The organism is Dendronalium sp. ChiSLP03b (assembly GCF_034531165.2).
Classification (GTDB): Bacteria; Cyanobacteriota; Cyanobacteriia; order Cyanobacteriales; family Nostocaceae; genus Dendronalium; species Dendronalium minutum.
In genome coordinates, this window is the sequence record NZ_JAVRBR020000090.1 from 1 (window position 1) to 18,322 (window position 18,322).

The 18,322-nt window shown below is 43.5% G+C and carries 16 protein-coding genes and 1 pseudogene; 11 read left to right on the forward strand and 6 right to left on the reverse strand.

Annotated features, from left to right (window positions below; all coding sequences use genetic code 11):
• Positions 1 to 221: 221 nt before the first annotated feature.
• Complete coding sequence (locus RMY31_RS21270; protein WP_322659372.1) at positions 222 to 932, reverse strand: DUF2993 domain-containing protein; 711 nt, start codon at positions 930 to 932, stop codon at positions 222 to 224.
• A gap of 142 nt (positions 933 to 1,074) precedes the next feature.
• Between RMY31_RS21270 and RMY31_RS21275 the strand changes: the two genes are divergently transcribed.
• Entirely contained in the window at positions 1,075 to 1,869 is a 795-nt protein-coding gene (locus tag RMY31_RS21275; RefSeq protein ID WP_322659370.1) for a pseudouridine synthase, read from the forward strand.
• Positions 1,866 to 2,672, forward strand: coding sequence for a RodZ family helix-turn-helix domain-containing protein (locus tag RMY31_RS21280; RefSeq protein ID WP_322659368.1), 807 nt, complete (start codon positions 1,866 to 1,868; stop codon positions 2,670 to 2,672). Before RMY31_RS21275 ends, RMY31_RS21280 begins: the two co-directional genes overlap by 4 nt.
• Before the next feature lie 230 nt (positions 2,673 to 2,902).
• Here RMY31_RS21280 and malQ read toward each other — a convergent pair whose 3' ends face one another.
• Positions 2,903 to 4,411 (reverse strand): 4-alpha-glucanotransferase, encoded by a 1,509-nt coding sequence (gene malQ, locus RMY31_RS21285; protein WP_322659367.1) that lies wholly within the window; start codon positions 4,409 to 4,411, stop codon positions 2,903 to 2,905.
• 146 nt (positions 4,412 to 4,557) lie between these two features.
• Between malQ and RMY31_RS21290 the strand changes: the two genes are divergently transcribed.
• Both RMY31_RS21290 and RMY31_RS21295 read left to right on the forward strand, forming a co-directional pair.
• Positions 4,558 to 4,989, forward strand: coding sequence for an NUDIX hydrolase (locus tag RMY31_RS21290; protein WP_322659365.1), 432 nt, complete (start codon positions 4,558 to 4,560; stop codon positions 4,987 to 4,989).
• A gap of 104 nt (positions 4,990 to 5,093) precedes the next feature.
• Positions 5,094 to 6,221, forward strand: coding sequence for a Rid family detoxifying hydrolase (locus tag RMY31_RS21295; RefSeq protein ID WP_322659363.1), 1,128 nt, complete (start codon positions 5,094 to 5,096; stop codon positions 6,219 to 6,221).
• Between the two features lie 62 nt (positions 6,222 to 6,283).
• On the opposite strand, the gene RMY31_RS21300 is transcribed toward RMY31_RS21295, so the two are convergent.
• Positions 6,284 to 6,877, reverse strand: a complete 594-nt coding sequence (locus RMY31_RS21300; RefSeq protein WP_322659360.1) for an acyltransferase — start codon at positions 6,875 to 6,877, stop codon at positions 6,284 to 6,286.
• A 102-nt stretch (positions 6,878 to 6,979) separates the two neighbouring features.
• On the opposite strand from RMY31_RS21300, the gene RMY31_RS21305 reads away from it, so the two are divergent.
• The 4 genes from RMY31_RS21305 (at position 6,980) to RMY31_RS21320 (ending at position 12,025) form a co-directional block, all read left to right on the forward strand.
• Positions 6,980 to 7,453, forward strand: a complete 474-nt coding sequence (locus tag RMY31_RS21305) for a hypothetical protein (RefSeq protein ID WP_322659479.1) — start codon at positions 6,980 to 6,982, stop codon at positions 7,451 to 7,453.
• A 404-nt stretch (positions 7,454 to 7,857) separates the two neighbouring features.
• The gene (locus tag RMY31_RS21310) at positions 7,858 to 10,707 is read left to right on the forward strand and encodes a tetratricopeptide repeat protein (protein ID WP_322659357.1); all 2,850 of its coding nucleotides are present in this window, start codon (positions 7,858 to 7,860) and stop codon (positions 10,705 to 10,707) included.
• Positions 10,708 to 11,104: 397 nt separating this feature from the next.
• Positions 11,105 to 11,308: a hypothetical protein gene (locus RMY31_RS21315; RefSeq protein WP_322659355.1), complete on the forward strand. Its 204-nt coding sequence runs from the start codon at positions 11,105 to 11,107 to the stop codon at positions 11,306 to 11,308.
• A 180-nt stretch (positions 11,309 to 11,488) separates the two neighbouring features.
• A complete protein-coding gene (locus tag RMY31_RS21320) occupies positions 11,489 to 12,025 on the forward strand; it encodes a phycobiliprotein lyase (RefSeq protein WP_322659353.1) in 537 nt (178 codons plus the stop codon).
• 70 nt (positions 12,026 to 12,095) lie between these two features.
• Here the strand turns inward: RMY31_RS21320 and RMY31_RS21325 are convergent, their stop codons facing one another.
• Positions 12,096 to 12,392 (reverse strand): DUF3288 family protein, encoded by a 297-nt coding sequence (locus tag RMY31_RS21325; protein ID WP_322659351.1) that lies wholly within the window; start codon positions 12,390 to 12,392, stop codon positions 12,096 to 12,098.
• Positions 12,393 to 12,709: 317 nt separating this feature from the next.
• Between RMY31_RS21325 and RMY31_RS21330 the strand changes: the two genes are divergently transcribed.
• Positions 12,710 to 15,160, forward strand: coding sequence for an ATP-dependent Clp protease ATP-binding subunit (locus RMY31_RS21330; RefSeq protein ID WP_322659349.1), 2,451 nt, complete (start codon positions 12,710 to 12,712; stop codon positions 15,158 to 15,160).
• Between the two features lie 91 nt (positions 15,161 to 15,251).
• Here the strand turns inward: RMY31_RS21330 and RMY31_RS21335 are convergent, their stop codons facing one another.
• Positions 15,252 to 15,986 carry a 2-phosphosulfolactate phosphatase family protein gene (locus tag RMY31_RS21335; protein WP_322659347.1) on the reverse strand — a complete coding sequence of 245 codons (735 nt, stop codon included), beginning with the start codon at positions 15,984 to 15,986 and terminating at the stop codon, positions 15,252 to 15,254.
• Between the two features lie 265 nt (positions 15,987 to 16,251).
• Between RMY31_RS21335 and RMY31_RS21340 the strand changes: the two genes are divergently transcribed.
• Together RMY31_RS21340 and RMY31_RS21345 are read left to right on the forward strand one after the other, a co-directional pair.
• Positions 16,252 to 16,671, forward strand: coding sequence for a BlaI/MecI/CopY family transcriptional regulator (locus RMY31_RS21340; protein ID WP_214433586.1), 420 nt, complete (start codon positions 16,252 to 16,254; stop codon positions 16,669 to 16,671).
• The gene (locus RMY31_RS21345) at positions 16,671 to 17,516 is read left to right on the forward strand and encodes a M56 family metallopeptidase (protein ID WP_322659344.1); all 846 of its coding nucleotides are present in this window, start codon (positions 16,671 to 16,673) and stop codon (positions 17,514 to 17,516) included. The genes RMY31_RS21340 and RMY31_RS21345 overlap by 1 nt, the downstream gene beginning before the upstream one ends.
• Before the next feature lie 187 nt (positions 17,517 to 17,703).
• On the opposite strand, the pseudogene RMY31_RS21350 reads toward RMY31_RS21345, so the two are convergent.
• Positions 17,704 to 18,192 (reverse strand): annotated as a pseudogene (locus RMY31_RS21350) (aquaporin); the annotation flags it as partial.
• Positions 18,193 to 18,322 lie beyond the last annotated feature (130 nt).

An 18,322-nucleotide genomic window follows, 5' to 3' on the forward strand; every position in this document is an offset into this window, starting at 1 on the left:
ATTTTGTGACACTTTTATTGCCGCTGTTATAGTAATACTATTTCCCAAAAATAATGATACAGATCCAAACCCAGAAACCTAGACTAAATGGGACTTTCTTAATTACGAATTACGAATTACGAATTACGAATTGGTATAAGGCAAGAGGGATCGGGGGACGCGAAGAATAACCACTGACTCTTGTCTATTGCCTTCTGACAACTGACAAATATTTTTAATTTTTAGGGATTAACGTTAATCCGTCCACGACATAATAGTTGACCGGGGATCGAGTTAAGTTCTTCAATATCGACATCTGAGCCAAGATAGAAATTATAACTATGATTACCCTCTAAGAGGGGTACTTCATTTTGCTTGACTTGAATCTGCGATAGTTGTAATTCTTGACCACTGAGTAATTTTAAGCCTAAATAAATATCCAGATGCGTAGCTTCACTTGGGGGTGTTAACATGGCACGCATAATTATTTGATTATTGTCAAGGGTAATTTTTTGCCAAGAAATAGGCTTGGATTTTGGGCAGTGTTCTGGTAAAAGTTTAACCAGCACATCATTTAAAGCAGTCGATAATAGTTCAGATGAGAGGGAATTGTTGAGATCCTTCTCTCCCACGATGAGATCGCCGAAAACTGCCACTGTTTCTAACAGTCGTAGCGGTTGACCTTTGAGTACTGAACCTATATTGATTTGAATATTTTCTGCTACAAGTTGAATTCGTGTAAGATGGAGGCCTTGATAGACAGCATGACTGGCAAAAATAGATACCCAAGGAATGCAACCAGAGAGAATTTGGCGATCGCTGGCTCTAATTTCCACTTCCAGCTGAGATACCTGACTGACTTGCGCTCTCAACCATAGCTTGAGCGCTTTTGTAAGTAAGTTGGTAATGAGCTTTATCTTCTTGGAACTTTTTTGCGAATTGTCTTCTGGCATTTGATCGCTCTTGTGATGGTTATGTACTCAGCAAGCGACAGAACTTAAGTAAGCTTTAAATGTAACATTTATGGCTACTTAACACAAAATGCAAATATCATAATTATTAGCTAAAGTTCAAATAATTAACAGTAATTTCCACATGGAGGCTAGGTTACAAAAAGTTCTTGCTCACCTGGGTATTGCCTCACGGCGTGAAGCTGAAGAAATGATTCGGCGATCGCGCGTGCGGATAAATGGGGTATTAGCACATTTAGGTCAAAAAATTGACCCAGAAAGAGATACGATTACAGTTGATGGTCAGCTAGTATCAGCTCAGCAACGTCCGGCTTTAATATATCTGTTGCTGCACAAACCGGCTGGAGTGGTTTCCACTTGCGATGACCCTCAAGGAAGAAAGACTGTCTTGGATTTACTTCCCAAAGAATTACGTGAGGGTACGGGTATTCACCCTGTTGGTCGTCTGGATGCAGAGTCTACAGGAGCATTAATCCTGACCAACGATGGGGATCTGACATTTGGACTCACCCATCCTCGTCACAGCATCCCTAAAACTTATTTTGTTTTGGTAAAAGGACATCCTTCTAAGGCAGCGCTGGAAATGTGGCGTGAGGGTATTGTTTTAGATGGGAGAAAAACCCGTCCAGCCAGGGTGCGCCTGATAGAAAGTCTTGCTGAAAACAGCCGTTTAGAAATCGTGTTGCAGGAGGGAAGAAATCGTCAGATTCGCCGAGTAGCCCAACAGTTAGGATATCCAGTTATTAAGCTACATCGAACTGCTATAGGTCTAATTCAATTACAAATGCCAAAAGCGGGCTTTCTAAATGAAGGTAGCTATCGTTCATTAAAAGAAGATGAAATTCGCTTTTTGCAAAAGCAGATAAAGCAAATACCTATTAAAGATTCAGCTGAGGTAAGGAGAGTAGAAAAGGCATGAAATGGCTAAAGAGAAAAGATAATGAGCCGCCAGTAATTTCATTAGAACAACAACGGGCCCAAAAGTTGACAGAAATGGGCGCTCAACTTTGGGCTGCGCGTCAAGAGAAGAGTTTATCTCTAGAGGAAATGGTAGTCTTGACCAAGATTCCTCGACGGTTGTTGGTGGCGATCGAAGAAGGTAATTTAAACGATCTGCCAGAACCAGTCTATATTCAAGGTTTGATTAGACAATTTGCTGACGCACTAGGCCTTAACGGAGTAGAATTTGCTAGCCATTTTCCTGTCGCTTCTTTACCAGCGATCCCCAAAACTGCTGGCAAAATTAGGTTCATGGGTCAATTGCGTCCTCTTCATCTGTACTTACTTTATATATTCGTAATCGTATGCTCTGTCAGTAGCTTGTCTCAATTACTGAACAATGCGGCCTTAAGAGCAAGCAATAGCCAAAGCAATCCACAGCAAGAGACATATTTAAAAACAGACCCAACTCACACTAAATCATCAGCAAAAGTCCAACCTGTTAGCGATACACTCAACAGTCTCAAAGACAATCAGTCAGTACAGATTGGTGTTACCTTGAAATCCTCATCTTGGATTCGTGTAGTAGCCGATGGCAAAACCGAGTTTGAGGGTGTTCTGCCAGAGGGAACTCACCGTGTTTGGAAAGCCCAAGAACAGTTGACAGTAAAAACTGATAATGCTGGTGGTGTGCTGATGAGCGTCAATCAGCAAGAAGCCAAGCAAATGGGAGAACCGGGGAAAGTGGAAGAGGTTAAGATTGCTGCTAGACCTGAGTCTTGAGGGATTGGGAAGAAGACGCAAAGAGGGAGACGCGGGGACAGGGAGAGGGAATTTTCTCCGCGTCCCCCTACCCTTCGGGAACGACTTCGTCGAACGGGTTCGGAAGTTCGGACTCGACGGGAAGCGGAGCCACTGCGTTGGACGGGTTCCCCGGCTTGAAGCAACTGGCGTTCAAGACTCCGACTTCCTCACCGCGTCTCCCACTCTCCGCCTCTGTTCTCCCCCTGCTCTCATTCCTTCTGAGGGGCGCGTCCGTAGAGTTGAGTGAGAATTTTGAAGCGATCGCCTATTTCCTCTGTCAATACTTCCGGCTGATAGCACCACGCCCAATTACCTTCAGCTTTGCTAGGAAAGTTCATGCGTGCTTCGTTTCCTAAACCTAAAATATCCTGCAAAGGAATAATCGCTTGATTGGCTATAGAACTCAAAGCTAGGCGAATTAAATCCCAGTGGATGCCTTCAGGACTGATACAACCCAAATAAAGCAATAAATTTTGCTTTTCACTGTCGCCAGCTGTATTAAACCAGCCTACGGTTGTATCATTATCGTGAGTTCCGGTATAAACTACTGCATTTCGCGGGTAATTAAACGGTAAAAATGGATTACCGGGATCGGAACCAAAAGCAAACTGCAAAACTTTCATCCCAGGAAATTCATACTTGTCTCGCAGCGCTTCAACCTCTGGCGTAATTACTCCCAAATCTTCCGCTAAGACGGGTAGCTTGCCTAATTTCTGTTTAATCGCATCAAACAATTCTTCTCCAGGGGCTTCAATCCACTCTCCATTAATGGCGGTTTCTTCCCCTTGTTTTACAGCCCAATAAGCTTCAAACCCTCGGAAGTGGTCAATACGAATAATATCTACATAATCCAGCATCGCCTCAAAACGCTGTACCCACCACTTAAAGTCTTGTTTTTGCAGTTCCTCCCAGTTGTAAACTGGATTGCCCCACAGTTGACCCGTAGCGCTAAAGTAATCTGGTGGGACTCCCGCCATTAATGCAGCTTCTCCCGTCTCTTCATCCAAGCGAAAGGTTTCGGGATGCGCCCAGACATCAGCACTATCGTGAGCTACGTAGATAGGAATATCGCCAATAATCTCTATATCACGCATATTGGCGTAGCTCTTCAGCTCTGACCACTGTCGGAAAAATTGATATTGGATGAATTTGTAATAAAAAATACTTGTAGTCAGTTGCCGTTGTGCCCGATCCAACGCTTCTGGTTCGCGCTTGGCGAGTTCTGGTTCCCAGGTATGCCAGCTAGCACCATCTTGGGCATCTTTGATTGCCATAAATAAGGCATAATTATCCAGCCAATAAGCTTTGCTGTCACAAAAACCCGCAAATTCTTTTTGCTGGATAGGCGATGCCTTAGTTTTAAAGTTCTCGCAGGCTTTTTTTAGCAGCTCAATTTTAATTGGTGCAACCCGCTCAAAATCTATTGTGTCTGTGGGAAATGTTGGTAAATTAGCAAAGTCTTCTTCGGCTAACAAACCTTCATCTAGTAGTTTTTCCGGGCTAATCAGCAGGGGATTTCCTGCCATTGCTGAGTAGCACATGTACGGGGAATTGCCGTACCCAGTCGGCCCCAAGGGTAAAACTTGCCAAATTTTTTGATAACTTTTTTCGAGAAAATCAATAAATTTATAGGCTTCTAAGCCTAAATCTCCAATACCAAAGCGACTGGGAAAAGAGGTAGGATGCAGCAAAATGCCGCTGGATCTAGAAAAAGGCATATTTAACTTGAAGTATAGGAAGAAGCAATTGTCTAAACGACACGCTACGCGATCGCATCGAATTTACCACGGAACAGTATTCAGTTATCAGTTGTATCAGACGTAATAAATACTGTTAACTGTTAACTGTTAACTGTTAACTGACTATGACTTACCGAAATCCTGCACCGACGGTTGATATCATCATTGAATTAGTGGATCGACCACATCGACCAATAGTGTTAATTGAGAGACATAATCCCCCGTTGGGTTGGGCAATTCCCGGTGGTTTTGTGGATTATGGTGAAGCAGTGGAAGTAGCGGCGCGGCGAGAGGCTGAAGAAGAAACGGGTTTACAGGTGGAGTTGATTGAACAATTGTTGGTGTATTCTGACCCCAATCGCGATCCCCGTCAGCATACCATCAGCATTGTGTTTTTGGCGACGGCGACAGGAGAACCAAAGGCGGGAGATGATGCCAAGAGTGTAGGCATTTTTGAGTCTTGGCGCGTGCCTGGGAATTTATGTTTTGACCACGATCGCATTTTGCGGGATTACTGGCGGTATCGGCATTATGGGATACGTCCGAGGTTGGGTTAGGGAACGAACCGCAAAGGCACAGAGGGCGCAGAGGAAGAGAGTGGAATACCTGTGACGCAAAATTTTTGTGATTATACTGATTCAGAAGTATTTAAAAGTGCATTATGGATGCTGAGGAACTTTTGGAGAAGTATGCCGCAGGAACACGGCAGTTTCATAAAGGAAATCGTCAAGGCATAGACCTTAAAGGTACAGATCTCAGTGAGATAGACCTATTTAGTGCAAATTGGAATGGGGCAGATTTGAGTGAAGCGACCCTGACTCGGGCAAAGCTTAATAGTACCAGCCTTAGTAGAGCATCTCTAACAAATGCAAATTTGAGTGGAATAGAGGGTTCTTCAATCAATCTTAGTTGGGCAGATTTAAGTGATGCGGACTTAAGTTATGCAAATTTGAGTAATGCAAATCTTAGTGGGGCTGACTTGGCTAGAGTAAACTTTACTCAGGTAAAGCTAATTGAAGTAAATTTTTCTGGTGCAAATCTCCAGAAAGCTAAACTTCGGGGAGTTACTTTAGAGAAATGTAATTTATCAGAGGTGAATTTAGCTGATGCGGATTTAGTTAGGGTTTCCTTAAAACAAGCAAACCTTAATAAAGCCTGTCTGCAAGGAGCTAATTTAGAAAGAGCCTGTCTTTCAGATGCAAACTTGATGATGGCAAATCTTGATGGTGCAAATCTGAAGAAGGCAAATTTAACTGGTGCAAATATCTATGGAGTAAACTTTCAAGATGCTGACCTAACTGGTGCGATAATGCCTGATGGAGAAGTTTACAAACCGATCGCTTCACAAGCGGAAATCGGTAAGCAGGAAGCATCGTTAGAACAAGTAATATCTATGACTCGTCAAGTAATTCGTACTGATAAAGCGCCGGCTCCTGTAGGGCCATATAATCAAGCGATCGCAGCTTTTGGTCAAATGGTATTTGTGGCTGGACAAATTGCGATCGATCCCCGTCTGGGTGATGTCCTTTACACTGATGATGTAGCCAAGCAAACCGAACAGGTAATGGCTAATCTAGAAGCAATCCTGACAGCAGCGGGTGCAGCCTTTGAAAATGTCGTCAAAACCACTGTATTTCTAGTTGATATGAATGATTTTGCCGCAATGAATGCGGTTTATGCTAAATATTTTCCTGAAGATACAGCGCCAGCGCGTGCTTGTGTTCAAGTATCGCGTTTGCCAAAAGATGTATTGGTAGAAATTGATTGCATTGCAGTAATTAACAATTAAGAGGACTGAGTCAACAGTCATCCGTCAACCGTTAACGAGTATTTATGCATCTTTAATCTGCTTTAGCTTACTTCAGTTTGACTGATTTGCTTGCTGGCAAGCTTTTCATAGTGTTCTTTATCTCTATATTTAATTGTTCTATTAGGTTGAGCGCCGACAATTGCCAATGGTTCAATATTGGCAGTGACAACCGTACCTGCTGCTACGATTGCTCCGTCTCCAATCGTAATACCGGGAACAATCAATACATTTGCTCCAATCCAAACATTGCGACCGATCGCAACGGGTTTATGAATATAAACAGCATGTTCATAGGGTAGAGCATTACTTTGATAATCATGGTTTGCAGATAGAATCACAACGTTAAATCCAATTGTGCTATTGTCACCAATTGCGATCCCGCCACGACCATCTAATAAAACATTTGTCCCGATGTAGACTTTATTGCCAAGAGAAACATTTTGAGGATGGTCAATACGAATATCTTGCTTAAACCGAACAAGCGAACCCACAAATTTTAATTGGCGCTTGAGTTCTTGATGCTTGTATTCTCTAATCTTGGTTTGCAAATATTCTTGCCACTTCACAATATAAGGAATTAAGGATACTAATATTCGGTCTAATTTATTCGTAATTTTATTTTTAATTTGTTTCATAGGATTGCTCACAGATTATTGTTTAGTATTCCTTTTGGTGTTAGCGATCGCACCTCTAACTTTGAGAATACTGAATTTAAATCTTCTAAGGAAGTATTAAAAATGCCAGAAAATCAGATCAGTGCTAGCCTGACCCTAGCAAATCGGGAAGCTGTGATGGATGCGATCGCTACTATAAAAGACAAGTTACCGTTTTTAATTGATTTAACAACAGAGGAGCGTAGAACTTTACCCAAAATGGGTGACAAGAGTCGGGCATTTGTCAGCAAAGCCTTAGAGGTAGCAACGCAAAACCCTGACTTTTTACCCCGGTCATTTGATGTGGACGAAATGCGTCGAGATATTGAGCTATTTGAGGCTTTGTATCCAGTGTTGTTATCTCTAACGCAACTGCAAGAGCTGGTAGATGATACCTATCTAGCAGTGGGTAGTGAAGCATTTGCAGCGGGGTTAATGGTTTACAATTATGCCAAAGCCAGCAGTAAAGGCACAGGTTTAGAATCTATGGTTGACGATATGGGGCGCAGGTTTGCTCGTAAACCTCGAAAAGCGCAATCGCAAGCATCGAAAGTGTAGAAAAATTCTGCACAACCGTAGAAGTTAAAATTTTTAGCTCTGAGCTTGGATGTTTGAGTCTAAAACTTGACGTTCCGAGTTCAGAGCTTAAATTTTGGAGTTCTGAGCTAGTAGTTTCGAGTTCCAAGCTCCGAGTTTCGAGTTCTGAGCTAGTAGTTCCGAGTTTCAAGCTCGACGTTCCGAGTTCCAAGCTTGGAGTTCTGAGTTTTGAGCTTGGCGTTCCGAGTTCCAGGCTCGACGTTCCGAGTTCTGAGCTAGTAGTTCCGAGTTTTGAGGCAAATACTTCTAAAATCAAGCTTATACACAAAAAAATACTTAAAATTAATTGGAATAAATTCCGAAATACAGCGTGCGTAGTTAGTAGTTATTCTGTAAATATTTGCACTTCAAGATTGAACTTTGTAATGAACCCGCAAAACAAGCCCAAGAGTCTACAAGATATTCTTAAGCAGCGTCAGCAATCAAGTTTTGTGGGTCGTGAAGATCGGGTAAACCAATTCCGCCAAAATTTGCAATTGCCCTTAGAAGACGATCGCCGTCGTTTTTTGTTTAATGTTTGGGGTCAAGGTGGAGTTGGTAAAAGTACGCTGTTACGGCAATTTCGCAAAATTGCTGAAGAAGCAAAAGTTGTCACGGCTTACATTGATGAAGCTGAAAAAAGTGTGCCAGAAGTTATGGGCCGTCTGGCTGAGGAGTTGGAACAGCAAGGTCACAAACTAACGCAGTTTACTGAACGCTACAAAGTTTACCGTCAAAAGCGCCAGGAATTAGAAACCGATCCAGATGCTCCTCAAGGGTTTTCGGCTTTTGTCGGAAAAACTGTTGTCAAAACTGGTGTGCGTTTGGCGCGTCAAGTTCCCGTTAGCGGTGTTGTATTTGATTTTGTAGACGAAGATGCTGTGGCTACGCAAGCTGGAGAATGGGCATCTTATGTAGCGAAGAAATTAACAAATAAAAATGAAGTTCGCTTAGTTCAAGAACCTGTAGAGGTGTTGACTCCTCTGTTTTTGCAAGATATTTCTAAAATTGCTGAGAAAACTACTGTTGGTTTGTTTTTTGATACATACGAACGCACTGGAGAATTTCTAGATAACTGGCTACAGGAAATTCTACAGGGTCGCTACGGTGCAGTACCTCTCAATATATTAATAACTATTGCCGGCCGGCAAGAATTAGATAAAAACTATTGGGCATCCTACGAGGGATTAATAATTCGTTTTCCTTTGGAATCATTTACAGATGAAGAAGCCCAACTATATCTAGCTCGTAAAGGAATTACAAACAGTCAGGTTGTAGAAGTGATTTTACGCCTTGCTGGAAATTTACCCCTGCTGGTAGGAATGTTGGCAGATGCTCATCCTAATAACCCCAACCAAGTATTTGAGCCTAGCAGTAGTGCTGTAGAAAGATTTTTAAAATGGGTTGATGACCCCAAGCGACGACAAGTGGCGCTTGATGCTGCTATTCCTCGGTGTTTGAATCGAGATGTTATAGCCAAGTTAAGGGGAGAACAAGAAGCAGATGAGCTATTTACTTGGCTTAAAGAAACATCCTTTGTCAACGAACGTACCGATGGCTGGGCTTATCATGATGTTGTGAAAACGCAAATGTTACGCCACAAGCGTCTTTCATCGCCGCAAGGTTGGGCTGAGATACATAGTCAGTTGGCAGACTATTACGACACACTAGGTAACGAATTGCAATTAGACGAAGTAAAAGCCTGGCGGGATAAAACTTGGCAAAGCCATAAGCTCAACGTTTTGTACCATCGCTTATGCCAATCACCACAAAAGCAATTACCTGTAGCTCTCAATCAATTCCTTGCTGCTCTCAAAAATCAACGGACTTTTGCTCAACATTGGGCAGCAACAATGCTTCAGGCTGGTAAAGATGTTGATTCTGCTGAAGTTCAGCGGTGGGGGGAGCAACTAGCCAATTGGTTAAAAGCCTATGAAGACAAACGTTATGAAGCTGCGGCTGAAATGCTCACGACACTTTTGAGCGATGCTAGCCTTGAGGACAAATGGCGTGCAGTAGCGTTAGATTGGCGTAGTTATATTTACTTTCAATCTAATCAATACTCAAAAGCTTTAGAAGATTTAACCCAAGCGATAAAGTTAGTGCCTGAAGAAGTTGAATATTTAACAGTTCGAGGTATGACTTATTGCCAAATGCAGCGTTACCAAGAAGCACTGCAAGACTTTAACCGTGTTATTGAGCTTAACCCCAATTATCAATTGGCGATCGCAAGTAGAGGTGTGACTTACCGCCTGATGTACCAATATGATGAAGCACTACAAGACTGTAACCGCGCTATTGAACTTGACCCTAATGACCAATGGGCGCTGGCACATCGGGGTGTAACTTACCGCCTGATGCACCGATATGAGGAAGCACTGCAAAACCTAAACCGCGCCATTGAACTTGACCCTAATTATCAATGGGCGATCGCAAGTAGAGGCGATACTTACCGCTATATGCACCGATATGAGGAAGCACTGCAAGACTTAAACCACGCCATTGAACTTGATGTCGATTACCAATGGACACCAGCCACAGGATTTAGGGGTTTTATTTACCGACGAATGCAACGCTACCATGAAGCACCACCACAAGGCTTAAACCGCCCTATTGTACTTAACCATAATTACCAATGGGTGCTGGGTCGTCGGGGTTATACTTATCGCCAAATGCAGCGCTACAGTGAAGCACTACAAGATTTAAACCGTGCTATTGAACTCGATCCCAAAGATGACTGGTCGCTGATAAATAGAGGTTATACGCATCTGATGCTTAAGTGCTACAATGAGTCTCTTGCAGATTTCAATCGTGCTGTTAACTTAAAATCTGATGTCGTTTTCCCTCAGAGACCTGAAACCAGTGGGTTTCCAAACTCCCGTCAGGTTTTTTATGATTGGTATTTGTATAATCGCGCTTTAGCTTACCTAGCCCTAAACCAACCAGACAAAGCACGGGCTGATTTGGCCCTTGCCATCAAGCTTGCTAAAGAGCATTACCAAAAAGATGCTAAAAACTGGCGTAATAGTTTTAACTTAGCTCTTTACTATTTGACTGCCCAATATCATCAACCAGCAGAGCAGTTGTATCGGTATACCTTATCTCAAGGTGCTTCCTTAAATATCCGTATAGCAATCCAAATAGCAATCCAAGACCTGAATGACTTTTTAGCTGTGTTCCCTAATCATGTGCAAGCTACATCTATGAGACAGTTGTTGCAGTCTTTCCTCACCTAAATATTCCTTAAATTGTAGGATTTTTTGTCTAGCTCTTATGCGATCGCATCTGCTGAATTCGATCTAAATTGTCCCGTTACTAGCTTCTCAATTACATACTTCAACAAAAACAGTACTAGCACTTGAGCTTAACTACTTAAATCTTGCAAACTCCAGCGCTACGTCCTCAGTTCGATGCACGAGCAACTTTATTGTCATTAGGAAGAGTAGAAAAGTACATCTTGAGAGACTGTATTCCCGATTGAGGGAAGCATATAGTGTAATTAGTAATAATGCTCTTTATAATAATCAAGCAATAATGTCTAGAGCATTTGTATCGATATTTACAGAAATTTACTGTCAGGGTGTCAGAATTTTGAGGAGCTAATATTTACCCGTATTCTTCTTAAGAAAAGTTATGAGTGAGATACCTACAGATGGTCAAATGACCTGGAAATTAGAAGGAGCAACAGATACCGCTTTACACTTACGGCACGATCCGTCAGAGCCTTGGCGGCCATATGAAGAGTTTCCAGAGTACTTTCTGCCCGATCCGCGTGAGTTTTCTAAAGGGTATGCAACCTTCCTAGCATTACTGAAAAAGGGCTGGAAGGCTGTTTGAGTCAAATTTGAAATCACACTTGCGATAATTCTTTGTGGCGATCGCTCAGCTTTGTCACAATCCTGACATCAGGTAGATACACTACCATAAATTAATATGAGAAAATGTAAAGATATCTTGAATAGAACTTGACACAAATACCTTGTTGTAGGTGTGCATATCAAAGAGGTTTAATTGCTTATGAAGTTTCAGCCTCCAATTGTCCAGTTATCACCAGAATCCTTGGTGGAAGAGTTTTTCCGGCAATCGGAAGGCAACTGGCGATCGCAACGTCGCTACTACACCCTCAAAGATGGTGAAACGCAGGAAGTAGTCAGTGCGATCGCCGTGCATTTTCTGGAACAGGGAAATAAGGAACTGATTCAGTTAGCGCGTCTGCATGAAATGGCAGATGAAACGATGCTGAAATGCGGGGTTTTGACAACTTGGGAAAGCAACTATATCGGCCCCAGCCCTAAGCAAACCACAGGTTCAACTGTATTTGGAGTTTTGGGAACAGCATTGTATCGCGATCGCGGATTTTCCACCTCCAAACCGATCGTTGCTCAATTCTCCATGCGCGACCCTAAAACCATGTGTTTGCGAACCGAGTACAGCGGGAACGTATTTGAGGAAGAACTGAAACTAATCGGCACGCAATACCGCACCCGGCAAACGATAATTTCCCGCGCTGGAGAAGAACAGATGATTGGACAATACTTAGAGAAACGAATGTAGACCGACACAGGGACGCGGGAACGCAGGGATAAATAGAATAACTCTTACCTTCTGCCTCCTGCCTTCTGCCCTAATTCCAATCTTGTTCTTCTTTTTTGCCACGACTTTTGTAAATTCCGCCAACATCGTGGATTTGGCGTGTTTTTTCAAATAATTGGGCTTCTGTCAGTCCCCATTGCTGTAAGACTTTATCTAGGTCTTTTTGGATATCTCTTGCACCTGGAAAGCCTTGATAACGAATTCGCAGCCTAGCTAATTCGGCTAGATTATAGTCTGTTGCCTCTTGAGAGAGTAAAATATCAATTAGGGGGCGATCGCGATTGTAAAGTGGATGTTGTTGATCTTTGCCTCCGGTTGCTTCAGTCATGGTGAGTCGTGAGTTTTGAGTTCTGCGTTTTTAGTGTAGTCTACAGCCAAGGAAAAATATTCAACACTGAACACTTACTCGTCAATTTTACTACTCTTAACTCACTCAGCATCCGGCAGTGTGGGCGCAAGACCTGGCACTCCTCCGCACTCAGGACTCGTTGCAGACGGCAACTACACCTGAGCTAATACGGCTCTCACCACTGCCACTCAACTTTAAATAAAGATACATTAGCTCTAAGAAAATACAAGAAAGTTTAAATGAGGGTGAATTTTAGCTCACCCAAAGTCCAAGCAGCAAGGGAGCAATAACCCATTATGTTTGAACACTTCACTTCCGAAGCCATTAAAGTAATTATGCTAGCTCAGGAGGAAGCACGTCGCCTGGGACACAACTTCGTAGGGACTGAACAAATTCTCCTGGGTTTAATTGGAGAAGGAACTGGGGTTGCTACCAAAGTGCTGACCGAATTGGGCGTTACTCTCAAAGAAGCACGTCGCGAAGTAGAAAAAATTATTGGTAGAGGTTCTGGTTTTGTACCACCAGAAATTCCTTTTACTCCTAAGGTTAAAAGCCTCTTCGAGCAATCGTTTAAAGAAGCTCATAGTCTGGGAAACAACTACATCAACACCGAACACTTACTCTTGGGGTTGACCGAAGCTGGTGAAGGTGTTGCCGCCAAAGTGCTGCAAAATTTAGGGGTTGACCTCAAGAGTGTCCGCACCGCTGTAGTTCGTCGTTTAGGTGAAGATCCATCTGTGCTGGTAGGCGGTAGTGGACCGAGACGCACCCAAGCACTAACTACAGAGGAGTTTGGCAGAAATCTCACTAAGTTAGCACAAGAAGGCAAAATCGACCCCGTAGTTGGTCGTCAAAAAGAAATCGAGCGTGCCATTCAAATTCTTGGTCGCCGGACAAAGAATAACCCTGTATTGATTGGAGAACCAGGGGTTGGTAAAACCGCGATCGCAGAAGGTCTAGCTCAACGCATTGTTAACCAAGATGTCCCGGATATGTTGCTGAACAAGCAAGTTATCAGTCTTGATATGGGCTTGTTGGTGTCTGGGACTCGCTTCCGTGGCGACTTTGAAGAACGTATCAAGAAAATCGTCGATGAAGTCCGTTCTGTGGGCAACATCATTCTGGTGATTGATGAAGTACATACCCTAGTTGGTGCTGGTGGTACAGAAGGCGGCTTAGATGCAGCCAACATTCTCAAACCTGCCTTGGCACGGGGAGAACTCCAGTGCATCGGTGCGACCACCCTTAACGAGTATCGTCAACACATTGAGCGTGACGCAGCCTTAGAGCGCCGTTTCCAATCAATTCTGGTAGGCGAACCCTCTGTAGAGGAAACCATTGATATTCTCTATGGCTTGCGTGGAGCCTACGAACAGCACCACAAAGTACAAATTTCTGATGACGCTGTGGTAGCAGCAGCGCAGTTGTCAGATCGTTATATTAGCGATCGCTTCTTGCCAGACAAAGCAATAGACTTAATTGACGAAGCTGGTTCTCGCGTTCGTCTGCGGAACTCTTATGGTTCTAATAACAAAGAACTGAAACGTCAACTAGCTGGCGTAACCAAAGCCAAGCAAGAAGCAGTCAGACTCCAAAATTTTGACAAAGCTGGAGAACTGCGCGACAAGGAATTAGAACTCGAAGCAGAAATACAATCTGCGTCACAAACCGAGCAAACCGTCAAAATCCCTGTAGTTGACGAGGAAGACATTGCTCAAATCGTGGCTTCTTGGACTGGCGTACCAGTTAACAAACTCACTGAATCTGAGTCAGAGTTGCTGTTACACCTAGAAGACACGCTTCACCAGCGGTTAATTGGTCAAGAGCAAGCAGTTACTGCCGTATCTCGTGCTATCCGTCGTGCCAGAGTTGGGTTAAAGAGTCCTAACCGTCCGATTGCTAGCTTTATCTTCTCCGGCCCTACCGGAGTCGGTAAAACAGAATTGGCGAAAGCATTGGCAGCTTATTTCTTCGGTTCCGAAGAAGCCATGATTCGCCTCGACATGTCTGAATACATGGAAAGCCACACCGTCTCCAAGTTGATTGGTTCGCCTCCTGGTTACGTCGGATACGACGAAGGTGGACAACTTACCGAAGCTGTGCGGCGCAGACCATACACAGTGTTGCTGTTCGACGAAATCGAAAAAGCACACCCTGATGTATTCAACATGCTGCTGCAAATCTTGGATGACGGACACCTCACCGATGCCAAAGGTCGCAAAGTAGACTTCAAGAATACCTTGATTATTTTGACTTCTAACATTGGTTCTAAGGTGATTGAAAAAGGTGGTGGTGGTTTAGGCTTTGAGTTTGATAATCAAGCCGAAGCTAGTTACACCCGCATTCGTAACTTAGTAAATGAGGAACTAAAGACTTACTTCCGTCCGGAATTCCTCAACCGTGTCGATGAGATTATCGTCTTCACCCAGCTTTCTAAGGATGAAGTCAAGCAAATCGCAGCTATCATGCTTCGTGATGTTGCTAGCCGCTTGACCGAAAAAGGAATCGTCCTAGAAGTTACCGAACGCTTCAAAGAGCTTGTAGTACAAGAAGGCTATAACCCTAGCTACGGTGCAAGACCGTTACGCCGGGCAATTATGCGCCTATTGGAAGATTCTCTGGCCGAAGCAATGCTCTCTGGCGAAATCAGCGATGGAGATACAGCCATTGTTGATGTTGATGATGACAATCAAGTGAAAGTCAGAAAATCAGAAAAACGAGAGTTACTCTTAGCAAGCGCTGGCTAATATCGGTATCCACTCAGTTTTGCTCTCAAATTATCGCCCCTGGCATCAAGACCAGGGGTTTTCTAGCATAAAAATCAAAAATTATTTTTAGTTATTGACTTTTTAAAACCCCCGGTTCTCGTTGAATGGGCAAGATATCTAAAATATCAGTGCTGGCACAATATTCTAAGTCTTCATGACATTCAAGGCGCAACAGTCTTTTGCCATGACTAGCTTGGTGAAATAATCCCAATAAATTATCTTGCCACTGTGAATAAAGAGCCATCGCACTAATTACCTCATCATTGCCAGCCAAATCATCTTGTGACAACTGGGATTTTTCTACAAGACTATGAGCGATCGCACCCGCACAAGCTGTATCCTCTAAAGAAAAACTGCCTTCCCAACCGGAACCGACAATCCACACTGTCTCTGGTTGCTTTTCTAAAAGGTATTGCACTACTGCTGCTCGGTTAATAAAAGCTGCTGCTAGTACAACTGGCGAGTCTTGTACTCTTTGTAAAGCACGGGTGCCATTGGTAGTACTGATGAACAAGCGTCGCCCTTCCACCAGTTCTGGCGTGCAGTCAAGGGGAGAGTTACCCAGTTCAAAACCAGCTACCTTAGCGCCACCGCGTTCTCCTGCTCGCAGACGTTTTTGGGCGGGCCATTGTTCGCTAACTTCCATGAGTTGGTCTAAATCGCTGAAGACTTGCACAGCTTCGCCGCCAGCTGCCAAGACAGTCGCCATTGTACTAGTGGCTCGCAAGACATCGACTGCGATCGCGCAGTCAGGAACTTGACCATTGGGAGTCAATTCCGGAGTATGGTATACAAATAGCTTCACGCGCTGGATACACCTGCTCTAAATACTATTGCTGAGATTACATTTTAATTGGTGTTATTCACCATAATCACAGTTAAACCAAGGTATTTCTTATTCTTATGCAAGAGTATTTATTATCCTAGGTCGGGAGATTTATGCCAATGAACACAAACAACGGTAATCTAAAAAAAGAAGCAGGGGAGATGAGGGAACCAGGGGACGCGGGGACGCGGAGAATAACGACTGACAACTGACAACTGACAACTGAAAACTGACAACTGACTTTATGGCACCTTTACCCGACTACCGCCCGAAACAACTGTCTGTAGGCCCGTTGGAAGCAGAAATTTTGAATATCATCTGGGAACTGGGTTCAGTTACAGTCAAAGATGTACACGATCGCATTCTGTCTGACCCCAACCGAGAATTAGCTTACACTTCTGTCACCACAGTTTTACGTCGTCTCACTGACAAAGGTTGGTTAGCCTGCGATAAACAAGGGCGTGCATTCTATTGGCGACCATTACTCACACAGCAGCAAGCACAGGTAATCAAAGCACACGAGCAGTTACAGCGATTTCTGGCTGTGGGCAATCCTGATGTGATCGCTGCTTTTGCAGATAGTTTGGATGAAGCTAGCAGCCAACAAATAGAAGCGATCGCTAAACGCATTCAAGCTGCAAGGCAAGCCAGGGAGGAACAATAATGCATCTAATCATGATTTTGACTGCTTTGGCAGTTTCTTGGATTTTGCGATGCTCTTTTAATAATTCCCAAGGTAGTTGGAATGTCCGGTGGCGGCGATCGCTATTTTTGTTTCTCTTCCCGCCATTGCTTATTTTCATGACTGCGATCGCCCTAATATTCATGGGGCCACAAGGAAAAATGGGCGGGGTATATACTGGCTGGTTCAGCTATGTACTAGCATTACTTTTTCTTTCTTTTTTCGCCTTTTTATGCATTAAACTGGCTTTCCAAGGTTGGCAGTCTGTGAAATCTGCGCGTGACTGTCCTTTGGTTAATCTTGAGGGTACACAAGTTAGGTTACTCAACACCGGGGCGCTATTTGCCGGACAAATTGGTTTTTGGCAGCCAGAACTAGTCGTGAGCCAAGGATTACTGCAAACTCTCTCTCTAGACCATGTAGGCAGCGTCTTAGCCCACGAACAAGGACATTACAATTACCGAGACACATTTTGGTTTTTCTGGCTGGGTTGGGTGCGTTCCTGCACCGCTTGGTTGCCCAATACAGAACCTTTGTGGCAAGAACTGTTAGTTTTGCGAGAATTACGCGCTGATAGTTACGCCGCATCACAGGTAGACCCACTGTTGCTTGCAGAATCACTTTTGTTGTCTGTGAGTAGCACAAATGTAGTATCAACAGAAATTTGCTGTGCTGGGTTGGGTGTTCCTGGGGTAGGCGATCGCTTAGAACAGAGAATAGAAGCGTTATTAGCACCACCACAACCAGACCCTGACCTCAATTGGCAGTATTGGAATGCTTTTCTATTGGCTTTTCTGCCATTGGTAACTGTGATATTCCACACTTAATGGAGAGTGGGGAGTGGTGTAATACTTTTGGCTTTGCAATAACAAACATCTCTTGTAGTTTGAGAAAAGATTAAGTTCAATCAATATAAAAATGCCGTAAAAATTAAGAGTTAGGAGCGATTTTAGTCAATACTCCTAACTCTTAAAACTGTATAGCAATCGGTTAATTTGTCTATTAACGCACAGATCAAATAACCTCTGATAACTGCCTTTCTGGTGTTGGTGCTTCTAGTACTTGAGAGTAGAAGAATCCTGCAAATGCACCTCCTAAGATTGGTGCTAACCAGAACAGCCACAACTGCTGTAATGCCCAACCACCAACAAAAACTGCTGGGCCTAAGCTACGGGCTGGATTCACTGATGTATTAGTTACAGGAATACTAATAAGGTGAATCAATGTTAACGTTAAACCGATCGCAATTGGAGCAAAACCTTGGGGCGCACGGCGATCTGTAGCACCTAGGATGACCGTTAAAAAGATAAAGGTTAGCACCAATTCAGCAATGAAACAAGCTGTCAGCGAATAACCACCTGGAGAGTGTGCGCCAAAACCGTTGGCTGCAAAACCACTTTTAACAAGGTCAAATCCAGGTTTCCCGGTAGCAATCAAAGCGAGAACTCCTGCGGCTGCTACAGCCCCAAATATCTGCGAACCAATGTAGACAAATACAGCACTTCCCGTTGTTATGAGGTACAGTTAGTAAGAAGAAAAATAATATCTTTTCATGAAAGCATATTCAATCGATCTCCGAGAAAAAATAGTTGCAGCACATATTCAGGAGAAAATATCAATTCGTCAAGTGGCA

What these genes read in the sequence shown, in the direction of transcription:
- RMY31_RS21270 (WP_322659372.1), bottom strand. Translation starts at nt 932, where the DNA reads ATGCCAGAAGACAATTCGCAAAAAAGTTCCAAGAAGATAAAGCTCATT.
- RMY31_RS21275 (WP_322659370.1), top strand. Translation starts at nt 1,075, where the DNA reads ATGGAGGCTAGGTTACAAAAAGTTCTTGCTCACCTGGGTATTGCCTCA.
- RMY31_RS21280 (WP_322659368.1), top strand. Translation starts at nt 1,866, where the DNA reads ATGAAATGGCTAAAGAGAAAAGATAATGAGCCGCCAGTAATTTCATTA.
- malQ (WP_322659367.1), bottom strand. Translation starts at nt 4,411, where the DNA reads ATGCCTTTTTCTAGATCCAGCGGCATTTTGCTGCATCCTACCTCTTTT.
- RMY31_RS21290 (WP_322659365.1), top strand. Translation starts at nt 4,558, where the DNA reads ATGACTTACCGAAATCCTGCACCGACGGTTGATATCATCATTGAATTA.
- RMY31_RS21295 (WP_322659363.1), top strand. Translation starts at nt 5,094, where the DNA reads ATGGATGCTGAGGAACTTTTGGAGAAGTATGCCGCAGGAACACGGCAG.
- RMY31_RS21300 (WP_322659360.1), bottom strand. Translation starts at nt 6,877, where the DNA reads ATGAAACAAATTAAAAATAAAATTACGAATAAATTAGACCGAATATTA.
- RMY31_RS21305 (WP_322659479.1), top strand. Translation starts at nt 6,980, where the DNA reads ATGCCAGAAAATCAGATCAGTGCTAGCCTGACCCTAGCAAATCGGGAA.
- RMY31_RS21310 (WP_322659357.1), top strand. Translation starts at nt 7,858, where the DNA reads ATGAACCCGCAAAACAAGCCCAAGAGTCTACAAGATATTCTTAAGCAG.
- RMY31_RS21315 (WP_322659355.1), top strand. Translation starts at nt 11,105, where the DNA reads ATGAGTGAGATACCTACAGATGGTCAAATGACCTGGAAATTAGAAGGA.
- RMY31_RS21320 (WP_322659353.1), top strand. Translation starts at nt 11,489, where the DNA reads ATGAAGTTTCAGCCTCCAATTGTCCAGTTATCACCAGAATCCTTGGTG.
- RMY31_RS21325 (WP_322659351.1), bottom strand. Translation starts at nt 12,392, where the DNA reads ATGACTGAAGCAACCGGAGGCAAAGATCAACAACATCCACTTTACAAT.
- RMY31_RS21330 (WP_322659349.1), top strand. Translation starts at nt 12,710, where the DNA reads ATGTTTGAACACTTCACTTCCGAAGCCATTAAAGTAATTATGCTAGCT.
- RMY31_RS21340 (WP_214433586.1), top strand. Translation starts at nt 16,252, where the DNA reads ATGGCACCTTTACCCGACTACCGCCCGAAACAACTGTCTGTAGGCCCG.
- RMY31_RS21345 (WP_322659344.1), top strand. Translation starts at nt 16,671, where the DNA reads ATGCATCTAATCATGATTTTGACTGCTTTGGCAGTTTCTTGGATTTTG.